This window comes from Microcoleus sp. N3A4 (assembly GCF_036701805.1).
Lineage (GTDB): Bacteria > Cyanobacteriota > Cyanobacteriia > Cyanobacteriales > Microcoleaceae > Microcoleus.
Window position 1 is genome coordinate 1 of the sequence record NZ_JAUBRJ010000075.1, and the last position, 22,285, is coordinate 22,285.

Genomic DNA, 22,285 nt, shown 5'->3' on the forward strand with positions numbered 1-22,285 from the left:
AAACAGGAATTGGGTCTAAACCTAAAAAACTGGATCGGGATGTGTAGGATTCTTCCTGCACAATTACTGTGATTCCCACCAAGCGAGCTTTGTATTCTAACATCTCAATTAATCGAGAGTGAGGAATATTGACAAAGTTTTGATTGGTTTGCGAACCGAGAGCAATTTCAGTTTTCCACTGTGCATTCTTGCCAATTACTAGCGTCCCAATCTGCTTGGCAGTTAAAATGTCAATAATTAGGCGGCTGGCATGATGTAAGTAATTGTCAACTTTTTGATTTCGACAGCGAGTTAAGCGCTGAATCCGGGGTGATGTTTTGCGATTCCCTTTGAACTGGGATTGCAATCTTGAAGAGCGCTTGTTGTAGAACTGGTTAATTGATTTCAATGGTCGCCCGTTAATCAACAAAGGGGTAAAACCCGGTTGATTTGAAGTTAACGCCACTAAATTGTCCAGTCCCAAATCAATACTAGCTACAGAATTGGCATTACTGGCGGTGGACTCCGGTTCACTTCGACTACGCTCAGTACAAGCATCATAAATCACCTCAATTACATAGGAATCACATTTCGGAACCAGCCTAATTTGGCAAACCTGGTCGGGATTGACTTGGGTTTTAATTAAAAGTTCTGTACCCGAAAGTTTAATGATTCCTTTCTTCAACTGTTTGCTGCTAATTGCTTGAATCGTGTAGACGAGAAGGTTTCGCCCTTTAGTCTTATCTTTGTACTTTGGCAATTTTGGGCGACCCGTGAATTTTGAAGAGTCAGCTTTGTAAGCTTTAACTGCTTCAAAAAACGATTTCCAATTCTTGTCTAGCACCATCAAGATTTGCTGACTTACTTTAGCAGGCAAAGCCTTATATGCTTCGATTGACTTCATCAATCGGTTCATTTCGTTATAACTGACATAACCCCATCCATAAATAAAGCTCTGACGAATGACGTAATTGGCGGCATTGTAGAGGTTTTTGGACTTGAAAGCTAGTTCGTCAATTTGGGCGAAACGGTGTTCCGTTGATTTAATGATGTGCCTCTGTGTTAGTTGCATTTGAGACTTGCGTTTTTTGGGCGATGCGTATTCCTTGTTCAACACTCACAACAATAGAATACCATTATTGTTTATAATTGCTTATAAACTCAATGAAGTTTTACAATACCCTCTACAGCAACCAGGGCATCACGGCTGACAAGGAAGTGTTTCCTTACTGCGCCATTGGTGGACGTTCTGCATCTACCTGGTTTGTTTTGAAATATTTACTGGGCTATGCCAACGTGCGAAACTACGATGGATCGTGGAATGAGTGGAGCCGTCTACCTGATGTGCCGATCGAGCAATAAATCACATATTGGGCGACTCAAAAATCTCCCGATCCGTCAGGATATCTATACGGGCGATCGACAAACTGCCTGTATCAACCCACCTGCACAGGTCGGCAAACCGTCCCCGGAAGCCAAATTTGACAGAACATCCACCACCGCAGAGGATTTTGTATCAACTCCTTGAAACGGGAATTTGAAGAACGATCGCACTTGCGATCGTTTTTTGTGCTCGGAGCTCTGACTTGCTACAATCTAGTCGCACGTGAATAAAAGGGATTATGACCGAACTATTAGATGAGACGCTTTCTATTGAAATCGCCGATCGCATCAAAAGCAACCGTAAAAACTGCTTTGACAACGCCTGTAAAGCAGCGTTAGCAACAGAGGGCGCAATCTACGTCCAAGGATTTTTAGCTGTGCCCGGAGCACCGTATAAACCCATCGAGTATAGCTGGATTGAACTCGACGAGCGAATTGTTGACCCAACCTTTCCCCATCTCGGCTTCATCGCTCAAGACATTCATTACTTCCCAGTACAGCGCTTCAGCGTCAAGAAACTCAAAGCAATCCTAGAAGAATCAAAAGAAGATTATCCAGAAGACGACCCCCTGCCGATTTACGGCAATCAACCTTATGAATATTACGGCGATTTGATGTTAGGCGGTAGCGATTACCAAAATGCTTACGATTTGGCTGCCGCTAAATGTAGGGAATTAAACCAACCCAAAAAACCGGAATTGAACTAATTTATAACGAAAATTTATGAGTTTTTAAGCTTGGTTCAAATTGAGATATTGCATCATTATCAGCAACAGGCAAGATGCCTGTTCCACAAAGAGTGAATTTTTTGTGGAACAGGCATCTTGCCTGTTCATCTAGGGGCGAAGCATTCCGGCAGTAAATCTCTGGTTTTCACTAATAAATTGTCTGCCGGAATGCTTCGCCCTTCCAAAATAGAGATGTACCCGTAAATTTTTTGTGGAACAGGCATCTTGCCTGTTCATAAAGGTTATTGAAAATGGTGCAATATCTCGGTTCACACGTCTCTCTGATGAACTGTTCCAGCTTTTGCCAAAACCTAGCCTCCCAATCAGCATCGACTTTGACCCGCCTTTTGAAAGCACGCTTGAATCAAGAACTGAAACTGACTTCCACGATTATTCCTCTATCATTATTCTGAGTTCATTAATGTTAGCGGAAAATTCAAGTTCACCTTTTTGTTGTTCAACCTGCGCTGACTTAAAGTTTTGATACATCTCTTCGCGACGTTCTTCCCGGAGATATTGCTTCAACAACAGTTAAAGCTCTTGCTTTTCGTCAGTAGAAAGATTCTCGATCGTCTCGACCACATCACTGAAAGTCATAACTTACAAAACCCTATTGTGCTGATTAGATTATAGCAAAAAATATCCTTGTGGTTGACTTTCGTTTCTCGTTCCCCGGCTCTGCCTCGTCTTGAAAAAAGCCCAAAATCTCACTATTTACCATTTTCAAACTTCCAAGATTCAGGAAACCTCGAATAATTAAAAGCAGCCAATAACGGATCGGATTTCTGATTGCAAATTAAATCAGCCAACAATTTAGCCGTCACCGGAGCCAACAAAATGCCATTGCGGTAATGCCCCGCAGCCAGGGTCAAATTCTCCCAAGCACTAGCACCCAAAATCGGCAACTCATCAGGAGTAGCCGGCCGAAATCCCCACCAAAACTCCAGAATCGGATAATTTTGTAATTCTGGATATAACTTAATAGCTCCTGCTAGCAAACTTAGCATTCCCGCCGCAGTATTTCCCGGAGTAAATCCGACATTTTCGCTAGTAGCGCCGATAATAATTCTGCCATCTTGACGCGGCACAATATAAATGCCAGTTCCGAATAAAACTGTTTGCAGCGGCTGAATCGCTCCACAATCTTCTGGGACGCATACTGACAGCATTTGCCCCTTTCTGGGAAACACAGGAATATTCAATAACTGCTCAGACCAAGCACCCGCAGCCAAAACATAACGGTCAGCTTGTAATTTTCTTGCCGTTGTTTCAATGCCAAAAACTCGGTTTCCCTGCCGAATAATTTCCCCTGCATTACCTTGAATAATCTCAATTTGCAATTCTTTAGTTGCGGCCTGAAGCGTCCGAAATAAAGCGCGGTTGTCAACTTGAGCGTCGTCAGGATACCACCACCCGCCAATTACTTCTTGACCCAATCCAAACTGCTGCTGGCGAACAGAGTCTCCGTCCAACCATTGAGAATTAAGGTTTGATAAAAGCGGCTTTTCTTGAGACTCATTTTGACACACTGGCGCGAGAATTCCCGATCGCCAATATCCCGTTTTCAATCCGGTAATATCTTCTAGCTGTTCAACCCACGCGGGATAGAGTGCGCGGCTTTGCAAGCACAAATCGAGCATCGGACTGGGGGGAATTCGTTCGGCTTGCGGGGCTAGCATTCCGGCGGCCGCCCGGGCAGTCGGTTGTTTAGAATCGACTGTGAGAACGGCGACAGATGCCCCTCGCAATTTGAGTTCAACTGCTAGCGAAAGGCCGATGATTCCGCCGCCAATAATCAGAATATCTTTAGATGAATTCATTGACTTGTTGCCAGAAATCCTTAACTCCGTTATCTATAATCGTAAGGTGCGTCAGATGCCGAAATCCTCGATAATCGTTTTAGAACTTCGTCTGACGCACCCTACGAGTCGATTGGATTGTAACAGGGGCTTTAGTCCTACGATCGACAAAAAATCTATCCGATTGGTTTCCAGACAGTTTCAGAGCCCTGGCCCCAGAAACCGTCATATTTTGTCACCTTAATATCGCCTAAAACCTTGGTTTGGCAGGACAAGCGGCGGTTGGATGCGGGAGAATGGGGAGGAACCGAAAGTCGGGCTTTTTCGCGCCACTGGGACTCGGAAACTTCGCCTTCGACGGTGACAGCGCAGGTGCCGCAAGTGCCGAGGCCGTGGCAGTTGATGACTTTGGCGTTGCCGTTGTAGAGATCGATGCCGTTTTTGAGCAAAACTTCACGGAGATTGGCTTCGCGATCGCACTCAAATGTTTTTCCTTGCGCTTGTACCCTGACCACAGTGATTTACCCCTGTTAGATTTATGTTAATTTTCATATATATTATCGCATTAATTTCAAATAAATTCCTCTAATATAGTAAGTGATATATTACCAAGTTCTCGATCGCAATTTCCCATGACAAATCGGCTCTGGATCTACGATACCACGCTGCGAGACGGTGCTCAGTGCGAGGGACTCTGCTTATCTCTCGAAGATAAACTGCGAATTGCTCGGCAATTAGACTGTTTAGGAATTCCCTTTATTGAAGGCGGCTGGCCGGGGGCAAATCCTAAAGACGTACAATTTTTTTGGCGGCTCAAAGAACAGCCGCTAACTCAAGCCGAAGTTGTCGCTTTTTGTTCGACTAGGCGGCCGGGAACAACGGCAGCCAATGATGAAATGTTGCAGGCTATTTTGTCCGCCGGTACTCGCTGGGTGACACTGTTTGGCAAGTCGTGGGATTTGCACGTTATTGAAAGTTTGAAGACGACGCTAGAAGAAAATCTGGCGATGATTCGAGATACAATTGAATATTTGCGGAGTCAGGGAAGGCGCGTTATTTACGATGCCGAACACTGGTTTGACGGCTACAAGCAGAATCGAGATTATGCTATTAAAACTTTAGAAGCGGCGGCGGATGCCGGTGCAGAATGGCTGGTACTTTGCGATACTAACGGCGGTACTTTGCCTCACGAAGTCAGTCAGGTTGTTCGCGAAGTTTTAGAAGCTTTAGGAACCAATCGCGAAAAATCTTTACAGTTAGGAGTTCACACTCACAACGACTCGGGAGTTGCGGTTGCTAACGCTTTGGCTGCGGTGCGGGAAGGAGTGACGATGGTACAGGGCACTATTAACGGTTACGGCGAACGCTGCGGCAATGCTAATTTATGTTCGTTGATTCCTAATTTTCAGCTCAAGTTGGGTTATGATTGCATTCAAGACGAGCAATTAGTTAGATTAACTCAAGTAAGTCGATCGGTCAGCGAAATTGTCAATCTTGCTCCCGATGACCGTGCTCCTTTTGTCGGTCTTTCGGCTTTTGCTCACAAGGGCGGAATTCACGTATCGGCGGTTGAGAAAAATCCGCTGACTTACGAACACTTGGAACCAGAAAAAATCGGCAACTGTCGCCGCATTGTGATTTCCGATCAAGCTGGTTTGAGCAATGTTTTGGCGAAAGCTCGGACTTTTGGCATTGAACTCGATCGCAAAAATCCTGCTTGCCGCCAAATTTTGGAAAAATTGAAAGATTTGGAAAGCCAGGGATATCAATTTGAGGGTGCTGAGGCGTCTTTTGAATTGTTAATGCGGGAAGCCTTGGAACAACGGCCGCCGTGGTTTGAAATTAAGGGATTTCAAGTCCACTGCGATAAGGTTGGCGAAGATTGTATGGCTTTGGCAACGGTGAAATTGTCAGTAAACGGGACAAATATTTTGGAAGCTGCGGAAGGAAACGGCCCGGTTTCGGCTTTGGATGTGGCTTTGCGAAAAGCTTTGGTGAATTTTTATCCGGCGATCGCCCATTTTTACCTGACAGATTACAAGGTGCGGATTCTCGACGGCGCTGCGGGAACTTCTGCTAAAACTCGCGTCTTGGCTGAGTTTAGTAACGGTCAAGACCGCTGGACGACTGTTGGGGTTTCTGGTAACATTTTGGATGCTTCTTGTCAGGCAGTTGTTGAAGGTTTGGAGTACGGTTTGGTGCTAGAAAATCAAGAGGCGATCGCCCTAGTTTGCCGGGTACATTAACGAGGAGAAAATCGCAAAAACCGGGCGGGCAGGATGCCCACCCCACAAGAAAACTCACTCTTTGTGGAACAGGCATCTTGCCTGTTCTTGAGAATGATGCAAGATGTGAGATAAAATTGAGGCAATTTGTGAACAATGCCAAGCTACAGGCGATGACTGGTAAAAATCTGTGGGGGTTGGAATATGGCGAATAACTTATTAATTCCCGAAGATTATCATGATTTTCTGCGGGAACTTAAGACACGTATTTTACAAGCTCAAGTGCGGGCTGTAATTTCTGTCAACCGCGAATTAGTGTTGCTTTACTGGCAAATTGGACGGGATATTTTAAACCGACAACAGCAGCGAGGATGGGGAGCAAAAATTATAGACAATTTAGCTGCTGACTTGCAAAAAGCTTTTCCTGAGATGAAGGGTTTTTCACCTCGCAATCTAAAGTATATGAGGAGTTTTGCGGAAACTTACCCGGATGAACAATTTGTGCAAGAGGTGCTTGCACAAATTCCTTGGTATCACAATATCGCCTTAATGGAAAAGCTGAAATCGTCAGAGGAACGCCTGTGGTATGCACGCCAAACTATCGAGCAAGGATGGAGTCGAAATGTGTTAGTTCATCAAATAGAAAGCGGGCTGTATCGGCGACAAGGGAAAGCTGATACTAACTTCTCTCGCACTCTCCCCAACCCGCAATCTGAATTAGCTCAACATTTGTTGAAAGACCCTTATAATTTTGATTTTATCAGTTTAGGTAAAGAAGCACAAGAGAGAGAATTAGAGAAGGCTTTAATAGATCGCATCCGCGATTTTTTGCTGGAGTTGGGGGTGGGGTTTGCTTTTGTGGGGAGTCAGTATCATCTGGAGGTTGAAGGGGAAGATTTTTATATTGATTTATTGTTTTATCATTTACGTTTGCGGTGTTTTGTGGTAATTGATTTGAAGGTGGAAGCGTTTAAGCCGGAGTTTTCTGGGAAGATGAGTTTTTACGTTTCGGCGGTGGATGATTTGCTGAAACACCGGGACGATATGCCGACTATTGGGATGATTTTATGTAAAAATAAAAAGCAGAAAATTGTCGAATATGCTTTGCGGGATATGAATAAACCGATCGGCGTTTCGACTTATCAATTGCGGGAGGCTTTGCCGGAACAGTTACAGGGAAGTTTGCCAACTGTTGAGCAGTTAGAAGCTGAGTTAGAAGCAGTAGAATTGGAAATTGAGGAGGAACGATAAAAGGCGATCGCTACATTAAACCGCTAGATTAATCTTAAAAATGCCCTTAAATGCTATCAAAACAATTTTTAGTAAATTTGTAAGGTAGGTTCTAGAATAACGCACCGTACAAATTTACCAATCTGTTTAAGGATGCAAAAACTCTAAATGATCTCCTGGAATCGATCGCAATTTTGCCGCCGATCCTTGCAGTTTCAACCTGCCGCGCTCTAACATGATAATCCAATCGGCGCGATCGATCACTCGCGGCCTGTGACTGATAAAAATCGTCGTTTTCCCGTGCCGGTACATCAACAAATTTTCTAAGACTTCCGCTTCGCTTGCCGGGTCAAGCCCTGCGGTAGATTCGTCTAAAATCAATACGGGCGGGTTGTTGAGAATGGCGCGGGCGATCGCCAATCTCTGTCTTTGTCCGCCAGAAATATTCGCTCCAAACTCCCCTAAAACTGTTTGATATTTATCAGGCAATTGGCTGATAAATTCATCCGCACCCGCAATTTTGCACGCTTTCACAATCTGTTCAAAGCTAATTTCTGGACTTCCCAAACGAAAATTTTCCAGAATAGAACGGCTCCAAAAATGTGCTTCTTGAGGAACCAAAACCACCTGCTGTCTCAGACTGTCGAGAGACAAATCTTGCAAGTTGTAATCGCCAATTCTAATATTACCCGATTGCAGCGGATACAAACCAGCAATTACTTTCGCTAGCGTACTTTTGCCGCAGCCGGAATAGCCGATTAAAGCTATGGCTTGGCCGCCGGGAAAGGTGACAGAAAAGTTTTCTAGCAAATCGAGCCTGCCCGGATAGTGAAAATTCACTCCCTTACAAATAATATGGTCGCGATTCTGAATTGTTACAAAAGGTTTATTACTATCGTTTTTAGTTTCCGGTTCAGCGTCGATGACTTCCGAAAGCCGTTGAGTTGCTGTCTGGACGCGAGTCATTTCGTCGCTAAATCCTACTAAGGAATTCACCCAAGTAGTGACATTTTGATTCATGCTGATAAACGCTAGCAATTGACCGATACTCAATACCTTGTCAATTACCAAACCGCTACCAAGCCACAGCAGAGTAATGCTGCCCGCCGAGGCAACAAAACCGGAAAATATATTGTTGAGAATGCCGATTTGCGTAGTGCGAAAAGTGAGATTTGCCAAGCGACCGAAGCGGGTTTGAAATTCTTCCCAAAGTTGCTGGGTGCTGCCAGTCGTTTTCACGGTCAGCGCGCCTTTAAATGTTTCTACTAAAACGCCTTGAGTTTCAGATTCTAGTACGAGTAAGTTGCGCGTTTTTTGCTGCAATACGGGCAGAAAGATTACCGTAGAAGCAGTCATCAATAAAGCAATAACTGTAGCTGCCAGTGTTAGTGTTTTGCTGTAAAATAGCATGAAACAAAAAGAAACTACAGCTATAAAAAATTGACTCGGCAAGCTGATAGCGACTTGAGAAACTAATTGATTGATTTCTTGAATATCTTGTAATCTACTAATAACTTCACCGCTGCGTCTGGTTTCGTAAAAACTCAGAGGTAAGCGCAGGAGTTTGCGCCCGAATTCCATCACGAATCCCAATTCTAAACGCTGGGAAAACTGAGCGATCAAGTTCGACTGTACCAGGCCTAAACTGCTGCTAAACAGGTTCATGACGATAACTGCGATCGCCACGCTGGCCAGAAGTTGCGTGTCGCCCCGCACCAGAATGTCGTCGGTGAGAATTTGAACTAGAAAAGGCGAAGAAATTGACAGCAAACCCAAGACCGTGTTTAGCAAAAATGCTTCCATTAAAATCTTGCGGTAAATGCCAATTCGCCGCATCCATCTCTGTAGGGAACTTGCGGGTGCTTGACCGTCACTTTGACCAAAAAACCGCTCAGGATCGGGTTCCACCAGCAAGCACAGCCAATCTGTCCAAGAGGCCGCTAATTCTGCTTTGGAAACATAGCGGATACCGACTCCCGGATCGGCGATCGCATATTTGTTGCCCTGCTTCCCATACAAAACTACCCAGTGATAGCCCTTCCAGTGAATAATCATCGGTAGAGGGGCATTATCGAGCTTGTCTAAAATTGCAGCGGCTGCTCGCACCGATCGAGCATTCAAGCCGATCGCCTCAGCGCCTTGTTTCAAGCCCAGCAAAGTCGTCCCTTGCTGGCCCGTACCGACCAATTCTCGCAAGCGGCTAATTGTCAAATTCTGACCGTAAAATTTGGCGATCGAAGCCAGACAAGCCGCGCCGCAATCTTCTTCGCTGTGCTGGAGAACAACCTGATATTTCAGAGAATTATTTGTTTTTCCGTAGAATTGTATTCCTGGGAAAGATAGGATGTTTTTTAGCATTTTTTCAAATGAGTAGAGCCTAAAGAACAATACCCACCGCCGCCTGGCCGATCAGCAAAAAGTACCCATAAATTTATGGGCGATCGCTTTTTTCACAGTTCTCTAACTGAATTAACGGAATTTAAACAAAAAATGAGTTCGAGCTCGGGGAAGGGCTAGGGCGTATTTTCTTGCCTCTTTGTCTCCTAAAAATAGGCGAGATCCGGCAGGTGTATTTCTGCCAAAATCCCGCATTCAACAGCACAAAGTCTTCCAACGGATTGCAGCCAGAGGACAGACTTCTGTAGATTAATTTTTTGGATTCAAACTCTATCTGGTTTGCAATGACCGACATTAATGGGATTCAAGCCTCGCGCTTCTAGGGCGACTTTCGTCTTTGATGTACTGCTTCAAAACTTCAATTGGTGCGTCTCCAACAGAAACGGTAAAGTAACTGGGACTCCACAAAGATTCTTGGTCGGGTTTCTTGTATCCAGCTTGTCCGTAACGGCGACTAGATACGCCTTTGAGTGCGTTTACTATTTGTGAAACCGACAGCTTGGGCGGGTATTCAATCAGTGCGTGAACTTGATCGCCTTCGCCATTGAATTCTAATATCTGAAAATTCATCTGTCGGGCTACTTCTCGGAAAGATTTTTCAACCAACTCCAGCCCATCGTCCGTGAATACGGACTTTCGATATTTTGTTACGCAGACCAAGTGAATCTTCAAGTCTGTAACGCTATGCCTTTCGGTTCTATACATAGTTTTCGTTGATGCAGACCAACCTGTAACAGCAAATGCATACCAACTAAGCTTAACAGGATGAAGGCACGATACCAGTACAAAATCTCTCCAAATAATAAGAAATGTGTAGAAACACTTGCATAAACTCAGCTCAGTATGTTTTTATTATTTTTAGATTTTTAGTATAGCGCTACACAACCAGCAGCTTGCCAACTTAGACGATCGATCCTCGGTCATATTAAGTTCGCTCGTCTGGCAAGCATAAGATTGTGCAGCACTACAACTAATCCCTAGGGTTCAAGAAATTTCCCCATCATCTTTTTTCAAAGACTACACTTCAAGCAGCCTGCTTGTCATACCTTACCTTGAAGGTGAAAACGCAGCTATCAATAGGTGTAAAAAAACTAGTCTATGCTGATTAGTGTTTGGAATAAATACGTTTAAATGCTAGATACATTAAGTACGCTCTCCCAGGGAGATAGTAGTATTTGTATTGCCGTTTTGGATGGTCCTGTTGACCAGAATCATCCTTGCTTCCAAGGCGCAGACCTAACGTATCTGCCCACCTTGGTTAAAGGTGATGCCCAGATCGGTGGCAATATGTCCACCCACGGAACCCATGTTGCCAGCATTATCTTTGGGCAACCGGGCAGTCCGGTGGAGGGGATAGCTCCCCAATGCAAGGGGATCATTGTGCCAGTCTTCGCGGACGATCGCCTCAAGACTTCCCAGCTAGATTTGGCTAGGGGGATCGAGCAAGCAGTCAATGCCGGCGCCCACGTGATCAACCTCAGCGGCGGTCAACTGACCGACTTTGGCGAGGCCGATGGCTGGTTACAGAATGCGGTTCGTCTGTGCCGAGAGAACAACGTCTTGCTCGTCGCTGCGGCTGGCAACAATAGTTGCGATTGCTTGCACGTACCCGCTGCCTTGCCCTCTGTGCTAGCGGTCGGGGCGATGGATGCTAATGGCAAACCCCTGGACTTTAGCAACTGGGGCGAAGCCTACAAAGACCAAGGCATCCTTGCCCCAGGCAAGGACATCCTGGGAGCTAAACCAGGCGGTGGCACCGATCGCCTTAGCGGTACGAGCTTCGCCACTCCGATTGTCTCAGGTGTAGCAGCCGTGCTGCTGAGTCTTCAGCGGGAACAGGGAAAAACCCCCGATCCCCAAAAAATTCGTCAAGTGTTGTTGCAGAGTGCCTTACCCTGCGACCCTGACTTGCCAGAAGAAACCCGTCGGTGTCTCGCGGGCAGACTGAACATCTCTGGAGCCATAACGTTATTAAAAGGAGGAAATATGGCTGAGGAATTCGCATCAGTGGGTGCATCAGAAGTAGAAGCCGCAGGCTGCGGTTGTGATGGCGGCTTAACCAACGCCAGTGAAGCGATGGCCGATCGAGGGCAACCGGCTCCTAGCTTGGTTGCTGCTGGAGCCAAGCCAGGAGCGGCTCAGGCTGTCCCTAGCAACACCCCCAACTTGCACAATTTGATGCAATCGTTTCCTACATCTGTAACCCAACAACCAATGATGCCCAACATAACTGCTAACTCCGTCACCGCCAGCCAAGCCCCCAGCGAACTTCCCGATCTCGGTCAGATTGTCTATGCCCTAGGAACCCTCGGCTACGACTTCGGGAGCGAAGCCCGCCGGGACTCGTTCAAGCAACTGATGCCGCCTTTCAACTTTGGGGGAACTATGGTTCCTGCGAACCCCTACGACGCCCGCCAGATGGTGGATTACCTGGACGACAATATTTCTGAGGCGCGATCGCTCATTTGGACGCTGAACATTGAACTGACTCCCGTCTATGCGATCGACCCTACGGGTCCCTTCGGCGCCGAGTCCTACCGCGCTCTCCACGAACTGCTATCCGGTCAAATCCAACCCGAAAACGATGCCGAATACGTTGAGCGCGTCAGCATACCGGGCATCTTGACCGGGCGCAAGGTCAAGCTCTACTCCGGTCAAGTTATCCCAGTGGTTGAACCCCAAAGCACCCGCGGCATCTACGGTTGGAAAGTCAACAGCTTGGTGAGAGCGGCGATGGCAGCGGTTCAAGCTGAAGACGGCACTGCTGACGAAGACCGCATCCGCAACACCCTAGATGGCTTCCTCAACCGCATCTACTACGACCTCCGCAACTTAGGAACCACCTCCCAAGACCGCGCCCTCAACTTCTCCGTCACCAACGCCTTCCAAGCGGCCCAAACCTTCAGCGAAGCGGTTGCCGTTGGCATGGAACTCGACAGCATTACTGTTGAAAAAAGTCCCTTCTGTCGCATGGATAGCGACTGCTGGGATGTGAAGTTGAAGTTCTTCGACCCTGAAAACAACCGCCGTGCCAAGAAGATTTTCCGCTTCACCATTGATGTCAGCGATCTGATTCCGGTCACGTTGGGCGAAGTTCGTTCTTGGTCTTCACCGTATTAAAGGGGAATACAATTGGGGTGAGAGTGCCACAACAAAATGGACTCTCGCCAAGACATCTAGATTTGTTCACCCTATCGATACGGAGAATCCTCAACCATGCGACTTCCTATATTGTCTCCCCCCGTCAAACGGCCTCATTTCATCCAGCCTGCGCTGTGCGTGGATGTGGAAGATGGTCTTACCGAGGATTTGGTGCATATTCGGATGGATCTGCTCCACGGCGCCAACTATAACGATCCTCCAGCCTATGCCAACCGCAGTTTCAGCCAAGTGATGCACTCTAGTGCCAGCCAGAGTACAGCCAGCCAGGGCTGGGGCGGCTTTGGCGGCATGGGAAGATTTTATTAACGGGCCACTGATAAGCCCCTAATCATAATGCCTCAGCAAACTGAAACCCTATGGCAAATTGGTCAAGCTGGTAAAGGAGGTCAGGAGTTTTCGCAGGTAGGCGGCTGGCAAGAGGAATTTACCTACGTTGTTGGGTTAGATCCAGACCCGATTAACCAGCCCCAGATGCCATCGTTGCTCGTGGTTCCCGGTCGCAAGACCAAACCAAAGAGCAAAGGAAAGCAGCTTTTTTCCACCGACAAACTGAATATCCAATTCACTCTTGCCCAAAGCTACAGCACAGGCGAACTTACGCTCTTTTACAACTTTTTTGGCTCTCAGGTTGACACCCTCTTGGTTGATGGTAAGCCAGTCACCGAACTCGTCGGGATCGGGTCAGGCAAGCCAACCAAAACCCAGATTCCCTTGCCAGCCCTCAGCGCTGGGCAACATACCCTGACCCTGACCACTGCTAGTGGGTTGGGAGATGGGGCACACCGGATCGACTACCTCAAGCTAGAGGGGGTTGTGGCCCCCCAGCAACCGCAAACTCTCCTAACACCCGAAACACCCAAGGAAACTAAGGAAACTAAGGAAACTATGGCTAATGAGAAAAAGGAAACGGCTAAGGAGAAAACAGAAGTAACACCCTCGGAAGTCTCCTCCACCCCTGAACAGAAAAAGTCTTACGTGCCCACTTCCCAGACCGGGCTGCAAGATTATGCCTACTGGTGCGACTACGCCAAAAAGCAAGCCAAGGAGTCAAAGAAACACCCTAAACCCTTCCGCCGGGGCCGCATCTGGGCCTAATCCCTAGCCTGTCTTGTTATCGTCCACTTAATGACTGACTGTTCGCTGTATGCAATCCACCACACTGCTCCAAATTAAGCCCCACTTTCATGTCGAGGCGATCGAGCCAAACCAAGTCTACCTCCTTGCTGAACAGAGCAACTACGCCCTCAGCGGGCAACTCTACTGCCAAATCGTGCCTCTGCTGAACGGGCAACACACCCGGGAGCAGATTGTCGAAAAGCTGGATGGGGAAGTCCCAGAAGAATACATCGACTATGTACTGGATCGCCTCGCAGAGAAAGGCTACCTCACCGAGGTGGCCCCGGAACTATCCTCGGAAGTGGCGGCATTTTGGAGCGAGCTAGGCATTGCACCCCCTGTGGCGGCCGAGGGGCTACAGCAGCCGGTCACGCTGACAACGGTGGGCGATAACATCAGTGAAGTAACCCTTGCTGCCCTCGCAACTGCCCTGCGGGACATGGGCATTCCGGTGCAAAACCCCACAGACGCCGATTCCTCAGCGGCGCTCAACATCGTCTTGACCGATGACTATTTGCAGCCCGAACTAGCAACCATCAACAAGCAGGCTCTGGAGCGCCAACAAACTTGGCTGCTCGTCAAGCCGGTGGGCAGTGTCCTCTGGTTGGGCCCAGTGTTTGTTCCCGGAGATACAGGGTGTTGGCGCTGTCTGGCTCATCGGCTGCGGGGCAACCGCGAAGTTGAGTCGTCGGTATTGCGGCAAAAACAAGCCCAGCAAGAGCGCAATGGTCAGAACGGGAGTGTATTAGCCTGCTTGCCCACAGCACGGGCGACGCTGCCTTCGACCCTGCAAACTGGGTTACAGTTCGCCGCCACCGAGATCGCCAAGTGGATTGTCAAGCAACACGTCAATGCGACTGCGCCGGGAACGGCACGCTTCCCCACCCTCGACGGCAAGGTTATCACCTTCAACCAGACAATTCTGGACTTGAAAAGCCATATCTTGATTAAGCGGCCGCAATGTCCGACCTGTGGCGACCCAGAAATTATGCAACGGCAGGGGCTTGAACCGCTGAAGCTAGAATCGCGCCGCAAGCACTTCACCCACGATGGTGGCCACCGTTCCACCACCCCAGAGCAGACCTTGCAGAAATACCAGCACTTGCTCAGCCCCGTAACGGGCGTGGTAACGGAACTGGTGCGGGTCTCTGACCCAACTAATCCCTTGGTACACACCTACCGGGCGGTGCATAGCTTCGGCAGCGCCATTACCCTGCGGGGGCTACGCAATACCCTAAACTACAAGAGTTCTGGTAAAGGCAAGACCGATAGCCAATCCCGGGCGAGTGGTTTCTGTGAGGCAGTGGAACGCTATTCGGGCATCTTTCAGGGAGACGAACCCCGTAAACGGGCAACCCTGGCGGAGCTAGGAGACTTGGCGGTTCATCCGGAGCAGTGTTTGTACTTTAGCGATGAGCAGTATGCCAATCGGGAGAGCTTGAACGCTCAGGGTACAGAGGCAGCCTATCGCTGGATTCCCCATCGGTTTGATGCAAGTCAAGCGATTGACTGGACTCCGGTGTGGTCGTTGACCGCGCAGACGCAGAAATATGTACCCACTGCCTTTTGCTACTACCAATATCCTATGCCGGAAGATTATCGCTTCTGTAAGTCGGATTCCAACGGTAACGCAGCGGGCAACACCCTGGAAGAGGCAATCTTGCAAGGGTTCATGGAACTGGTGGAGCGCGATGGTGTAGCTTTGTGGTGGTACAACCGCCTCAGCCGTCCGGGGGTGGATCTCAGCAGCTTTGATGAGCCGTATTTTGTTCAGTTGCAGCAGTTCTACCGGGAACTGAACCGGGAACTATGGGTGCTGGATTTGACTGCTGACTTGGGGATTCCGACGTTTGCGGGCTTATCGTATCGCACGGTGGGAAGTTCAGAGCGGATAGCTATAGGTTTTGGGGCGCACCTCGACCCGAAGATTGCCATTCTTCGCACCCTGACTGAGGTGAACCAAATTGGGCTGGAGATCGACAAAATTCCCGACGAGCGGCTCAAGGGTGAGTCGAAAGACTGGTGGCTAGAAGTGACTCGAGCCAGTCATCCCTGTTTAGTCCCAGATGCCTCGCAGCCGCTGAAGACCGCCAATGATTACCCCAAGCGTTGGAGTGATGACATCTATACAGATGTGATGACCTGTGTGGAGATTGCCCAAGCCGCAGGGCTAGAAACCTTGGTGCTAGACCAGACGCGACCGGACATCGGCTTGAATGTGGTCAAAGTGATTATACCGGGAATGCGAACCTTTTGGTCGCGGTTGGGTCCAGGGCGGCTCTATGATGTGCCGGTGAAGTTGGGATGGCGAACCGTGCCCCTGCCTGAGGCAGAGATGAACCCCACGAATATACCGTTTTAAGTCTTTTTAAAGTTTGCGGGCGACAGGCTTCGCTACATACCAGATGTCGCCCTACTAGGCTTCTTCCCAACGAAGAAGAGGATTGACCCACCTCAACGGGTCAACAAACCAAACAACAAAATGAGGAAATTACTCATGGATAAGAAGAACATTCTGCCCCAACAAGGCAAACCAGTGATGCGGAGCACCACTGGTAAACTCCCCAGCTACTTGGCTGAACTCTCTGAGGAAGCTCTAGGTAACGATGGTGTGGGAGCATCTACCACTTCTTGCACGTGTTCCTTCGATGGTGCGGAAGCATCTTACACAGGTTGCCTGTCCTCCTTCGATGGTGCGGAAGCATCTTACACAGGTTGCCTGTCCTCCTTCGACGAATAAGGATATATAGCCTAGCTCACTTTAGTGGCACGACTGTTAACCTCCAGTTGCCATCGCAGTGATTTCCTAGGCTGTATGTTGTTGACGAGGTTAAAGATGTGGAGTTGCGATCGAAACTTTACTTTATCGTGAGTTTTGTGAGCTTTCTTCATCTACCTCGTCTTCATCTTACACCTCCCTGGAGGCTCCCGCTACAACGCCGAAGCGTTGTAGCGCCGTGAGGAATGTGACCGATTAATCTCCATCTGGTAAATCCCACTGGCGATTAAATTGCATTGAGATTAGCAACAGAAATAATAGTGATGCGATCTACTTTACTCAGATGATGAACCTAACTTCTACTATTGAAAATAATCATCTCAAAAACCGCCGTCTTCAGTTTATCCGAAATCATCAAGAGGCTTTTGATGTTGAGCCAACCTTCCCTCTCCCTCTTTTTGAAGAGGCAATTCTTGAGATAGAAGGTTCTTGTTATGTTGAATCCTCTTGCCAAGTTGAAGGGAGTCGGCTGCTAGCAGGACGTCATGAGATTGGTCAATATCCTGGAAAGACTTGGCCGGAATCGCTAACTCATGCGTTTAAGTTCTTAGATAAAATCGAGAATCGTTTGGGTGTACGTATTAATCGTGGCTCGTTAGAGCATTTTGCCGCAGCACATATTGGCTCTCACAAAATCACTAACAACACTATTGGCCTTCACTTGGGTTCAAAGCAGGAAGATTCCAGTGTAGTGCTGTTTGTCTATATCGAAGACGAGGAAGATCCTGAAGAATTAGCAAGGACAGCGATCGCTCTCGATGGCGGTCACTACTCAGATGAATTAACACAGGTTTTGATTAGAGATACTAAGGCAATTGCCTTTAAACTTTTCTTAGACGGTCGTAGTCGTGTCGATATATGCCCTTGTGCTCCAGCACAGCCTGGAGCATTAAGAACTAGAGGAAAGTATCTTACAGCCTATATACAAAAATACTTTTCACAGAAAGTGAATTTTATTTTCAGGGGATCTTATGTCCTCCTTGCATGCTTCTCTAAAGCCTATGCAACCCCAGTCTTATGGTTTTACTTCACAAACATCAAAGACATACCAAAATATTTTTTATTTAATAGCTTAGGTGATAAAATATATGATTTTTGTCAAAGTCAAAGTTGCATCACAGGTACTGGTGTGGCTGTTACAGAGCCAGAGTTAGAGAAGAGTCGATTAGAAAATTTTTGTTTCTACTACGATCAACGTGACGGATGTGAACCGCATCCGGGATTTTGATTTTTCTTGAAAATGACTCTGACGACGAGATCGAAACTTAGAATAACCGATTGATTTCGGGGTGGTGATTTTGTCAGAATCAAACAGTAATATGAAATCAAAAAAAGAACGCTACATATCAATTTACCCGTCACCCTCTCCCCTAGTTTCTCGGTCAATCATCTGTAGCAAACACTCTGCTGTCATCGACTAACCCACCTAATTGTGTTTTGTAATTGTCCATCGCCATGAGCAATCACCCTTTCGCTGTTTCCCTCAACCCTTTTGTCCAAGTCAAAAGCGCCGAAGACTACTACACCCTGCACTCGGCAGAATCCGATCCGACCGCTTTGCTAACCCTTGCCACAACGCCCGGAATCGGTATTGCTCTCGATCGTCTCAAGGCAGGCAACACCACCACCGCATCTCTCGTGGAAGGGTTAGCCGATCTTGATGGTCGGGCAGCCGGGGAACAGTTTGCACTGACGCTACAACAATTGGATGAGCGGGGTTGGTTGAGTTACGCTGTGTTGCCGCTGGCAGTGGCGGTTCCGATGGTGGAATCTGCCGAATTGAATTTGACCGAACCCTACTGGACACAAACCCGTCTGGGCCTCTCCCGCTTCGCCTACCAACATTCCTACGAAGGCACAATGGTTCTGGAGTCCCCCCTCTCCAAATTTCGGGTCAAACTCCTCGACTGGCGAGCAAGTGCGCTCCTGGCTCAACTCGCCCAGCCCCAAACCTTAGCAACACTGACGCCACCGCCCTACCTCGGACCAGAAACCGCCTATCAGTTCCTCAATTTGCTTTGGGCCGCGGGGTTTCTGACGGCTGACCCTGAACCCCCCTCGCTCCAGCTTTGGGACTTTCATAACCTGCTGTTCCACAGCCGCAGCCGCGACGGTCGCCATGACTACCCAGGCAGAGACAATGACATTGAGCAGTGGTCGGATTTCCCCGTGGTGAAGCCGCCCATGAGCGACAGGATTGTGCCACTGCCGCGTCCGAACCTGGGAGCATTGATGTATAACGATGCCACGCTGACAGAAGCGATCGAAGCACGAAAATCGGTTCGAGAGTATGACGATAACCATCCGATCTCGATCGAGCAACTAAGCGAACTACTGTATCGCACTGCCCGTGTTAAGGAATTACTTGGCATAGAAGAGTTGTTAGGTAAGAATTGGCGAGAAATACTAGATTTTAAAGCAGATATTGACTATGGCGAGTTGAGCCGTCGGCCGTACCCTAACGGTGGAGCGATGTATGAGCTAGAGATTTATCCGGTGGTGCGACGATGTGAAGGGTTGGACACAGGGCTGTATCACTACAACCCATTGAACCATCAACTCGAGCAGATTATTGGGTCACCAGGCAATATCTTTGCTCTGTCAGGCTATAACGTTGTGAACAACCTCCCAGACGGTTTGGGCTCACCACAAGTCCTTCTGGTAATTACAGCGCGATTTGGTCGGCTCTTTCGTCGCTATCGCTCTGTCGCTTATGCGACGGTGCTTAAGCACGTTGGGGTGCTACAGCAAAACTTTTACTTGGTGGCAACCAATATGGGACTGGCTCCCTGTGCGTGGGGGTTTGGGGATAGCGATGCTTTTGGTCGGGCGACGGGTCTAGACTATGTGGAAGAGTCGGCTGTCGGAGAATTTGCGATTGGATCGTTGCCTAACCGCAATGTCGAAGCAAGTGGGTTGGAGTCGATTGAGGTTGATGACGCGGAAGGGTTGACTGAGGCTATGGTCTCAGCTAGTGAGATTGAATTTGGTGGAGTTGAGGCTGAATCAGAGTCTACTGAGACAGAAGTATTGGGAAATCAGCTTGAGTCAGTTGGGCTAGTGGCAAAAATTCCGCCGGCTCAGGTGTGGGAAAGTCCTGAAAATACCTCAGCGCAAGTTGAGGAAACTGGGGCTGAGGCTGTTGACTTGGCTGCTTCAGATCCGATCGCCCAGACTCCAGATTCATCCAGTGTCGCTGAGGGTGAAAGGGAGTCGGCGGGGATTTGGGCCAGTGAAGTTGAAAGTTCTGCAACCAAACTATCGGTGGCACTCCACCCCCATGACCTGGACGATCGCATCCCGGGACTGGCCCAACTCCACAACCAAACCCTCGGCGACCCCCGCATCACGATTGTAATTTTAGACGGCGACCCAGATTACACATTATCCTGTTTTGCCGGAGCTCAAGTCTCCAAGGTTTTTCCCTACTGGCACGAACCAGCAGATCCGATCGGCCCAGAACATTATGCCAGCTTTCAAGCAATCAGGGATAAGGGGCTCAAGGGTAAAGAGAAACAAGCCGCGATCGACGCTGCCTTACCAGAAGACATCCGGACGCGGGTTGAAGTCAACGACCATGCTTGCCACGTCACCAGTACAATCGTCGGTCAAGAGCATAGCCCTGTTTTCGGCGTGGCTCCCAAATGCCGGGTAATCAATATGCCCCACGATGCCCTAGTACAAGGTAAGTCTGACGATGAAGCAGGTAACTATAACGATGTGCTGTCTGCTCTTAACCTCGCCCGGGCTTTTGATTTAGCCTTAGAATTGGGTGCAAATATTATCCACTGCGCTTTTTGTCGCCCCACCCAAACCAGTGAAGGGGAAGAGATCCTTCTCCAAGCGATTAAAAAATGTCAAGACAACAATATATTGATCGTCGCGCCTGTAGGGAACAATTTCAACAAATCCTGGTGTCTGCCTGCCGTGGTGCCGGGAACCCTAGCTGTCGGAGCCGCAAAAGTCGATGGTACGCCGTGCAACTTTAGCAACTGGGGCGGCAACAACACAGAAGAAGGTATCCTTGCTCCGGGTGAAGATATTCTAGGGGCGCAACCCTGCACCGAAAAACCAGTGCGGATAACAGGAAGCAGCATGGCAGCTCCGGTGATGACGGGTATTTCTGCGCTACTAATGAGTCTGCAACTGCAAGAGGGCAAACCCATTGATGCCGAAGCCGTCCGAATAGCACTGCTCAATACCGCGATTCCCTGCGACGCAGAAAAACCGGAACAATGTCTGCGCGGCTTTGTCAATATCCCGGGCGCAATGAGAGTGCTGTTTGGGCAACCCTCCCTCACCATTTCCTTCGCGGGCGATCGAGTGATCCGCACCGAACGGGCAGGCTATGCCGCCCCCGTCGCGAGTCATGCCCCCCCCAGTACCCAAGAGGTTGTTGCCAGTGCAGCCATGCCTGCTGTCTTGCCCGCCACTCCTGCCGAGGCATCCGTCACCGCCGCCGCGACTCCCGCAGACACAGGCACTGTCGAAGCCAGCACCGCCTACTCTGGCAACGTTTACGCCCTAGGGACGATCGGCTACGACTTTGGGGATGAAACCCGCCGCGACACTTTCCAACAACAGATGGCTCCCGCCGAAGTAAACGGCATCATGGTGCCAGCAGACCCCTACGATGCTCGCCAGATGGTCGAACACCTCGATCGCAATCCAGATGAAAGCCGTTCCCTGATCTGGACCTTGAACCTCGATGGAGACACGATATATGCCCTAGAGTCAACCGACGGCGAGGTCTACGAGATGTTTGTGCTGATGTTGGCGGGGCAACTCGAGCCAGAAGCGAGCGATGAATTTGTGGAGCGGATCAGCATACCCGCCCGACGCACCAACCGCACGGTGGAACTCTCCTCCGGTGAGGTTGTGCCTGTAGTGACGGTACCTAACGTGCGGGGAATGTACGGCTGGAAAGTCAATACCCTGGTGAACGCGGCGATGGCGGCAATCTCTCGTCAGGTGAACCCAGACCAAGAACCCCTCGTGCGACAGGCTCTGACAGCCTTCCTCAACCGAGTCTACAACGATCTTCGCAATGTGGGGCAGACTTCGCGCGATCGGGCCCTCAACTTCGCTGCCACCAACATCTTCCAAGCGGCTTTGACCTTTGCGCGGGCGATCGTCGAGGGTCGTCAACTCGACACCATTAACGTCGAAAAAAGCCCGTTCTGTCGCATCAACAGTGACTGTTGGGATGTCAAGCTTGAGTTCTACGACCCAGACAGTAGTCGTCGGGGGCGCAAGGTCTTCCGCTTTACCCTTGATGTGGTGCTTCTGATGCCCGTGACTTTGGGTGAGGTGAGGAGCTGGTCAATCCCTGGTAAAGGGAGTTGAACGCACCGGTGACGGACTCATATCAATTCCGGTAACACCGTTCGGGATGGGGAGTGGGGAGTGGGGGAATGTGGAATTATTGAGCTTGACTCGATCGTGCCCATCCAACCGGAAACGATATACAGCCTATTCCAGGTTTAT

The 22,285-nt window shown here is 48.8% G+C and carries 17 protein-coding genes; 12 read left to right on the top strand and 5 right to left on the bottom strand.

The window, feature by feature from the left end:
• The coding region (locus QUA56_RS29995; protein ID WP_333365600.1) for a transposase at positions 1–1,051 on the bottom strand (1,051 nt) is incomplete at its 3' end.
• 92 nt (positions 1,052–1,143) lie between these two features.
• On the opposite strand from QUA56_RS29995, the gene QUA56_RS30000 reads away from it, so the two are divergent.
• From QUA56_RS30000 to QUA56_RS30010, 3 genes are all read left to right on the top strand, one after another.
• Positions 1,144–1,341: a rhodanese-like domain-containing protein gene (locus tag QUA56_RS30000; RefSeq protein WP_333365602.1), complete on the top strand. Its 198-nt coding sequence runs from the start codon at positions 1,144–1,146 to the stop codon at positions 1,339–1,341.
• Complete coding sequence (locus tag QUA56_RS30005; protein WP_333365605.1) at positions 1,301–1,507, top strand: hypothetical protein; 207 nt, start codon at positions 1,301–1,303, stop codon at positions 1,505–1,507. Before QUA56_RS30000 ends, QUA56_RS30005 begins: the two co-directional genes overlap by 41 nt.
• Before the next feature lie 94 nt (positions 1,508–1,601).
• Positions 1,602–2,069, top strand: coding sequence for a hypothetical protein (locus tag QUA56_RS30010; RefSeq protein ID WP_333365608.1), 468 nt, complete (start codon positions 1,602–1,604; stop codon positions 2,067–2,069).
• 731 nt (positions 2,070–2,800) lie between these two features.
• Here QUA56_RS30010 and thiO read toward each other — a convergent pair.
• Both thiO and QUA56_RS30025 read right to left on the bottom strand, forming a co-directional pair.
• Positions 2,801–3,910, bottom strand: coding sequence for a glycine oxidase ThiO (gene thiO / locus QUA56_RS30020; protein WP_333365611.1), 1,110 nt, complete (start codon positions 3,908–3,910; stop codon positions 2,801–2,803).
• Positions 3,911–4,065: 155 nt separating this feature from the next.
• Complete coding sequence (locus QUA56_RS30025) at positions 4,066–4,404, bottom strand: 2Fe-2S iron-sulfur cluster-binding protein (protein WP_333365614.1); 339 nt, start codon at positions 4,402–4,404, stop codon at positions 4,066–4,068.
• 117 nt (positions 4,405–4,521) lie between these two features.
• On the opposite strand from QUA56_RS30025, the gene cimA reads away from it, so the two are divergent.
• Both cimA and QUA56_RS30035 read left to right on the top strand, forming a co-directional pair.
• On the top strand, positions 4,522–6,135 hold the full coding sequence (cimA, locus tag QUA56_RS30030; protein WP_333365617.1) for a citramalate synthase: 1,614 nt from the start codon (positions 4,522–4,524) through the stop codon (positions 6,133–6,135).
• Positions 6,136–6,318: 183 nt separating this feature from the next.
• Positions 6,319–7,365 carry a PDDEXK nuclease domain-containing protein gene (locus tag QUA56_RS30035; RefSeq protein ID WP_333365620.1) on the top strand — a complete coding sequence of 349 codons (1,047 nt, stop codon included), beginning with the start codon at positions 6,319–6,321 and terminating at the stop codon, positions 7,363–7,365.
• Between the two features lie 126 nt (positions 7,366–7,491).
• On the opposite strand, the gene QUA56_RS30040 is transcribed toward QUA56_RS30035, so the two are convergent.
• The gene (locus QUA56_RS30040) at positions 7,492–9,702 is read right to left on the bottom strand and encodes a peptidase domain-containing ABC transporter (protein WP_333365623.1); all 2,211 of its coding nucleotides are present in this window, start codon (positions 9,700–9,702) and stop codon (positions 7,492–7,494) included.
• Between the two features lie 333 nt (positions 9,703–10,035).
• Positions 10,036–10,446: an IS200/IS605 family transposase gene (gene tnpA, locus QUA56_RS30045; RefSeq protein ID WP_333365625.1), complete on the bottom strand. Its 411-nt coding sequence runs from the start codon at positions 10,444–10,446 to the stop codon at positions 10,036–10,038.
• A 426-nt stretch (positions 10,447–10,872) separates the two neighbouring features.
• Between tnpA and QUA56_RS30050 the strand changes: the two genes are divergently transcribed.
• The 7 genes from QUA56_RS30050 (at position 10,873) to QUA56_RS30080 (ending at position 22,144) form a co-directional block, all read left to right on the top strand.
• Positions 10,873–12,861: a PatA/PatG family cyanobactin maturation protease gene (locus QUA56_RS30050; RefSeq protein ID WP_333365628.1), complete on the top strand. Its 1,989-nt coding sequence runs from the start codon at positions 10,873–10,875 to the stop codon at positions 12,859–12,861.
• 96 nt (positions 12,862–12,957) lie between these two features.
• The gene (locus QUA56_RS30055; protein ID WP_333365631.1) at positions 12,958–13,209 is read left to right on the top strand and encodes a cyanobactin biosynthesis system PatB/AcyB/McaB family protein; all 252 of its coding nucleotides are present in this window, start codon (positions 12,958–12,960) and stop codon (positions 13,207–13,209) included.
• Positions 13,210–13,236: 27 nt separating this feature from the next.
• The gene (locus tag QUA56_RS30060) at positions 13,237–13,998 is read left to right on the top strand and encodes a cyanobactin biosynthesis PatC/TenC/TruC family protein (protein WP_333365634.1); all 762 of its coding nucleotides are present in this window, start codon (positions 13,237–13,239) and stop codon (positions 13,996–13,998) included.
• A 49-nt stretch (positions 13,999–14,047) separates the two neighbouring features.
• Positions 14,048–16,381 carry a TOMM precursor leader peptide-binding protein gene (locus tag QUA56_RS30065; protein WP_333365637.1) on the top strand — a complete coding sequence of 778 codons (2,334 nt, stop codon included), beginning with the start codon at positions 14,048–14,050 and terminating at the stop codon, positions 16,379–16,381.
• A 135-nt stretch (positions 16,382–16,516) separates the two neighbouring features.
• On the top strand, positions 16,517–16,759 hold the full coding sequence (locus QUA56_RS30070; protein WP_333365640.1) for a microcyclamide/patellamide family RiPP: 243 nt from the start codon (positions 16,517–16,519) through the stop codon (positions 16,757–16,759).
• Positions 16,760–17,081: 322 nt separating this feature from the next.
• The gene (locus tag QUA56_RS30075; protein ID WP_333365642.1) at positions 17,082–18,026 is read left to right on the top strand and encodes a LynF/TruF/PatF family peptide O-prenyltransferase; all 945 of its coding nucleotides are present in this window, start codon (positions 17,082–17,084) and stop codon (positions 18,024–18,026) included.
• Positions 18,027–18,253: 227 nt separating this feature from the next.
• A complete protein-coding gene (locus QUA56_RS30080; protein ID WP_333365645.1) occupies positions 18,254–22,144 on the top strand; it encodes a PatA/PatG family cyanobactin maturation protease in 3,891 nt (1,296 codons plus the stop codon).
• Positions 22,145–22,285: the final 141 nt, after the last annotated feature.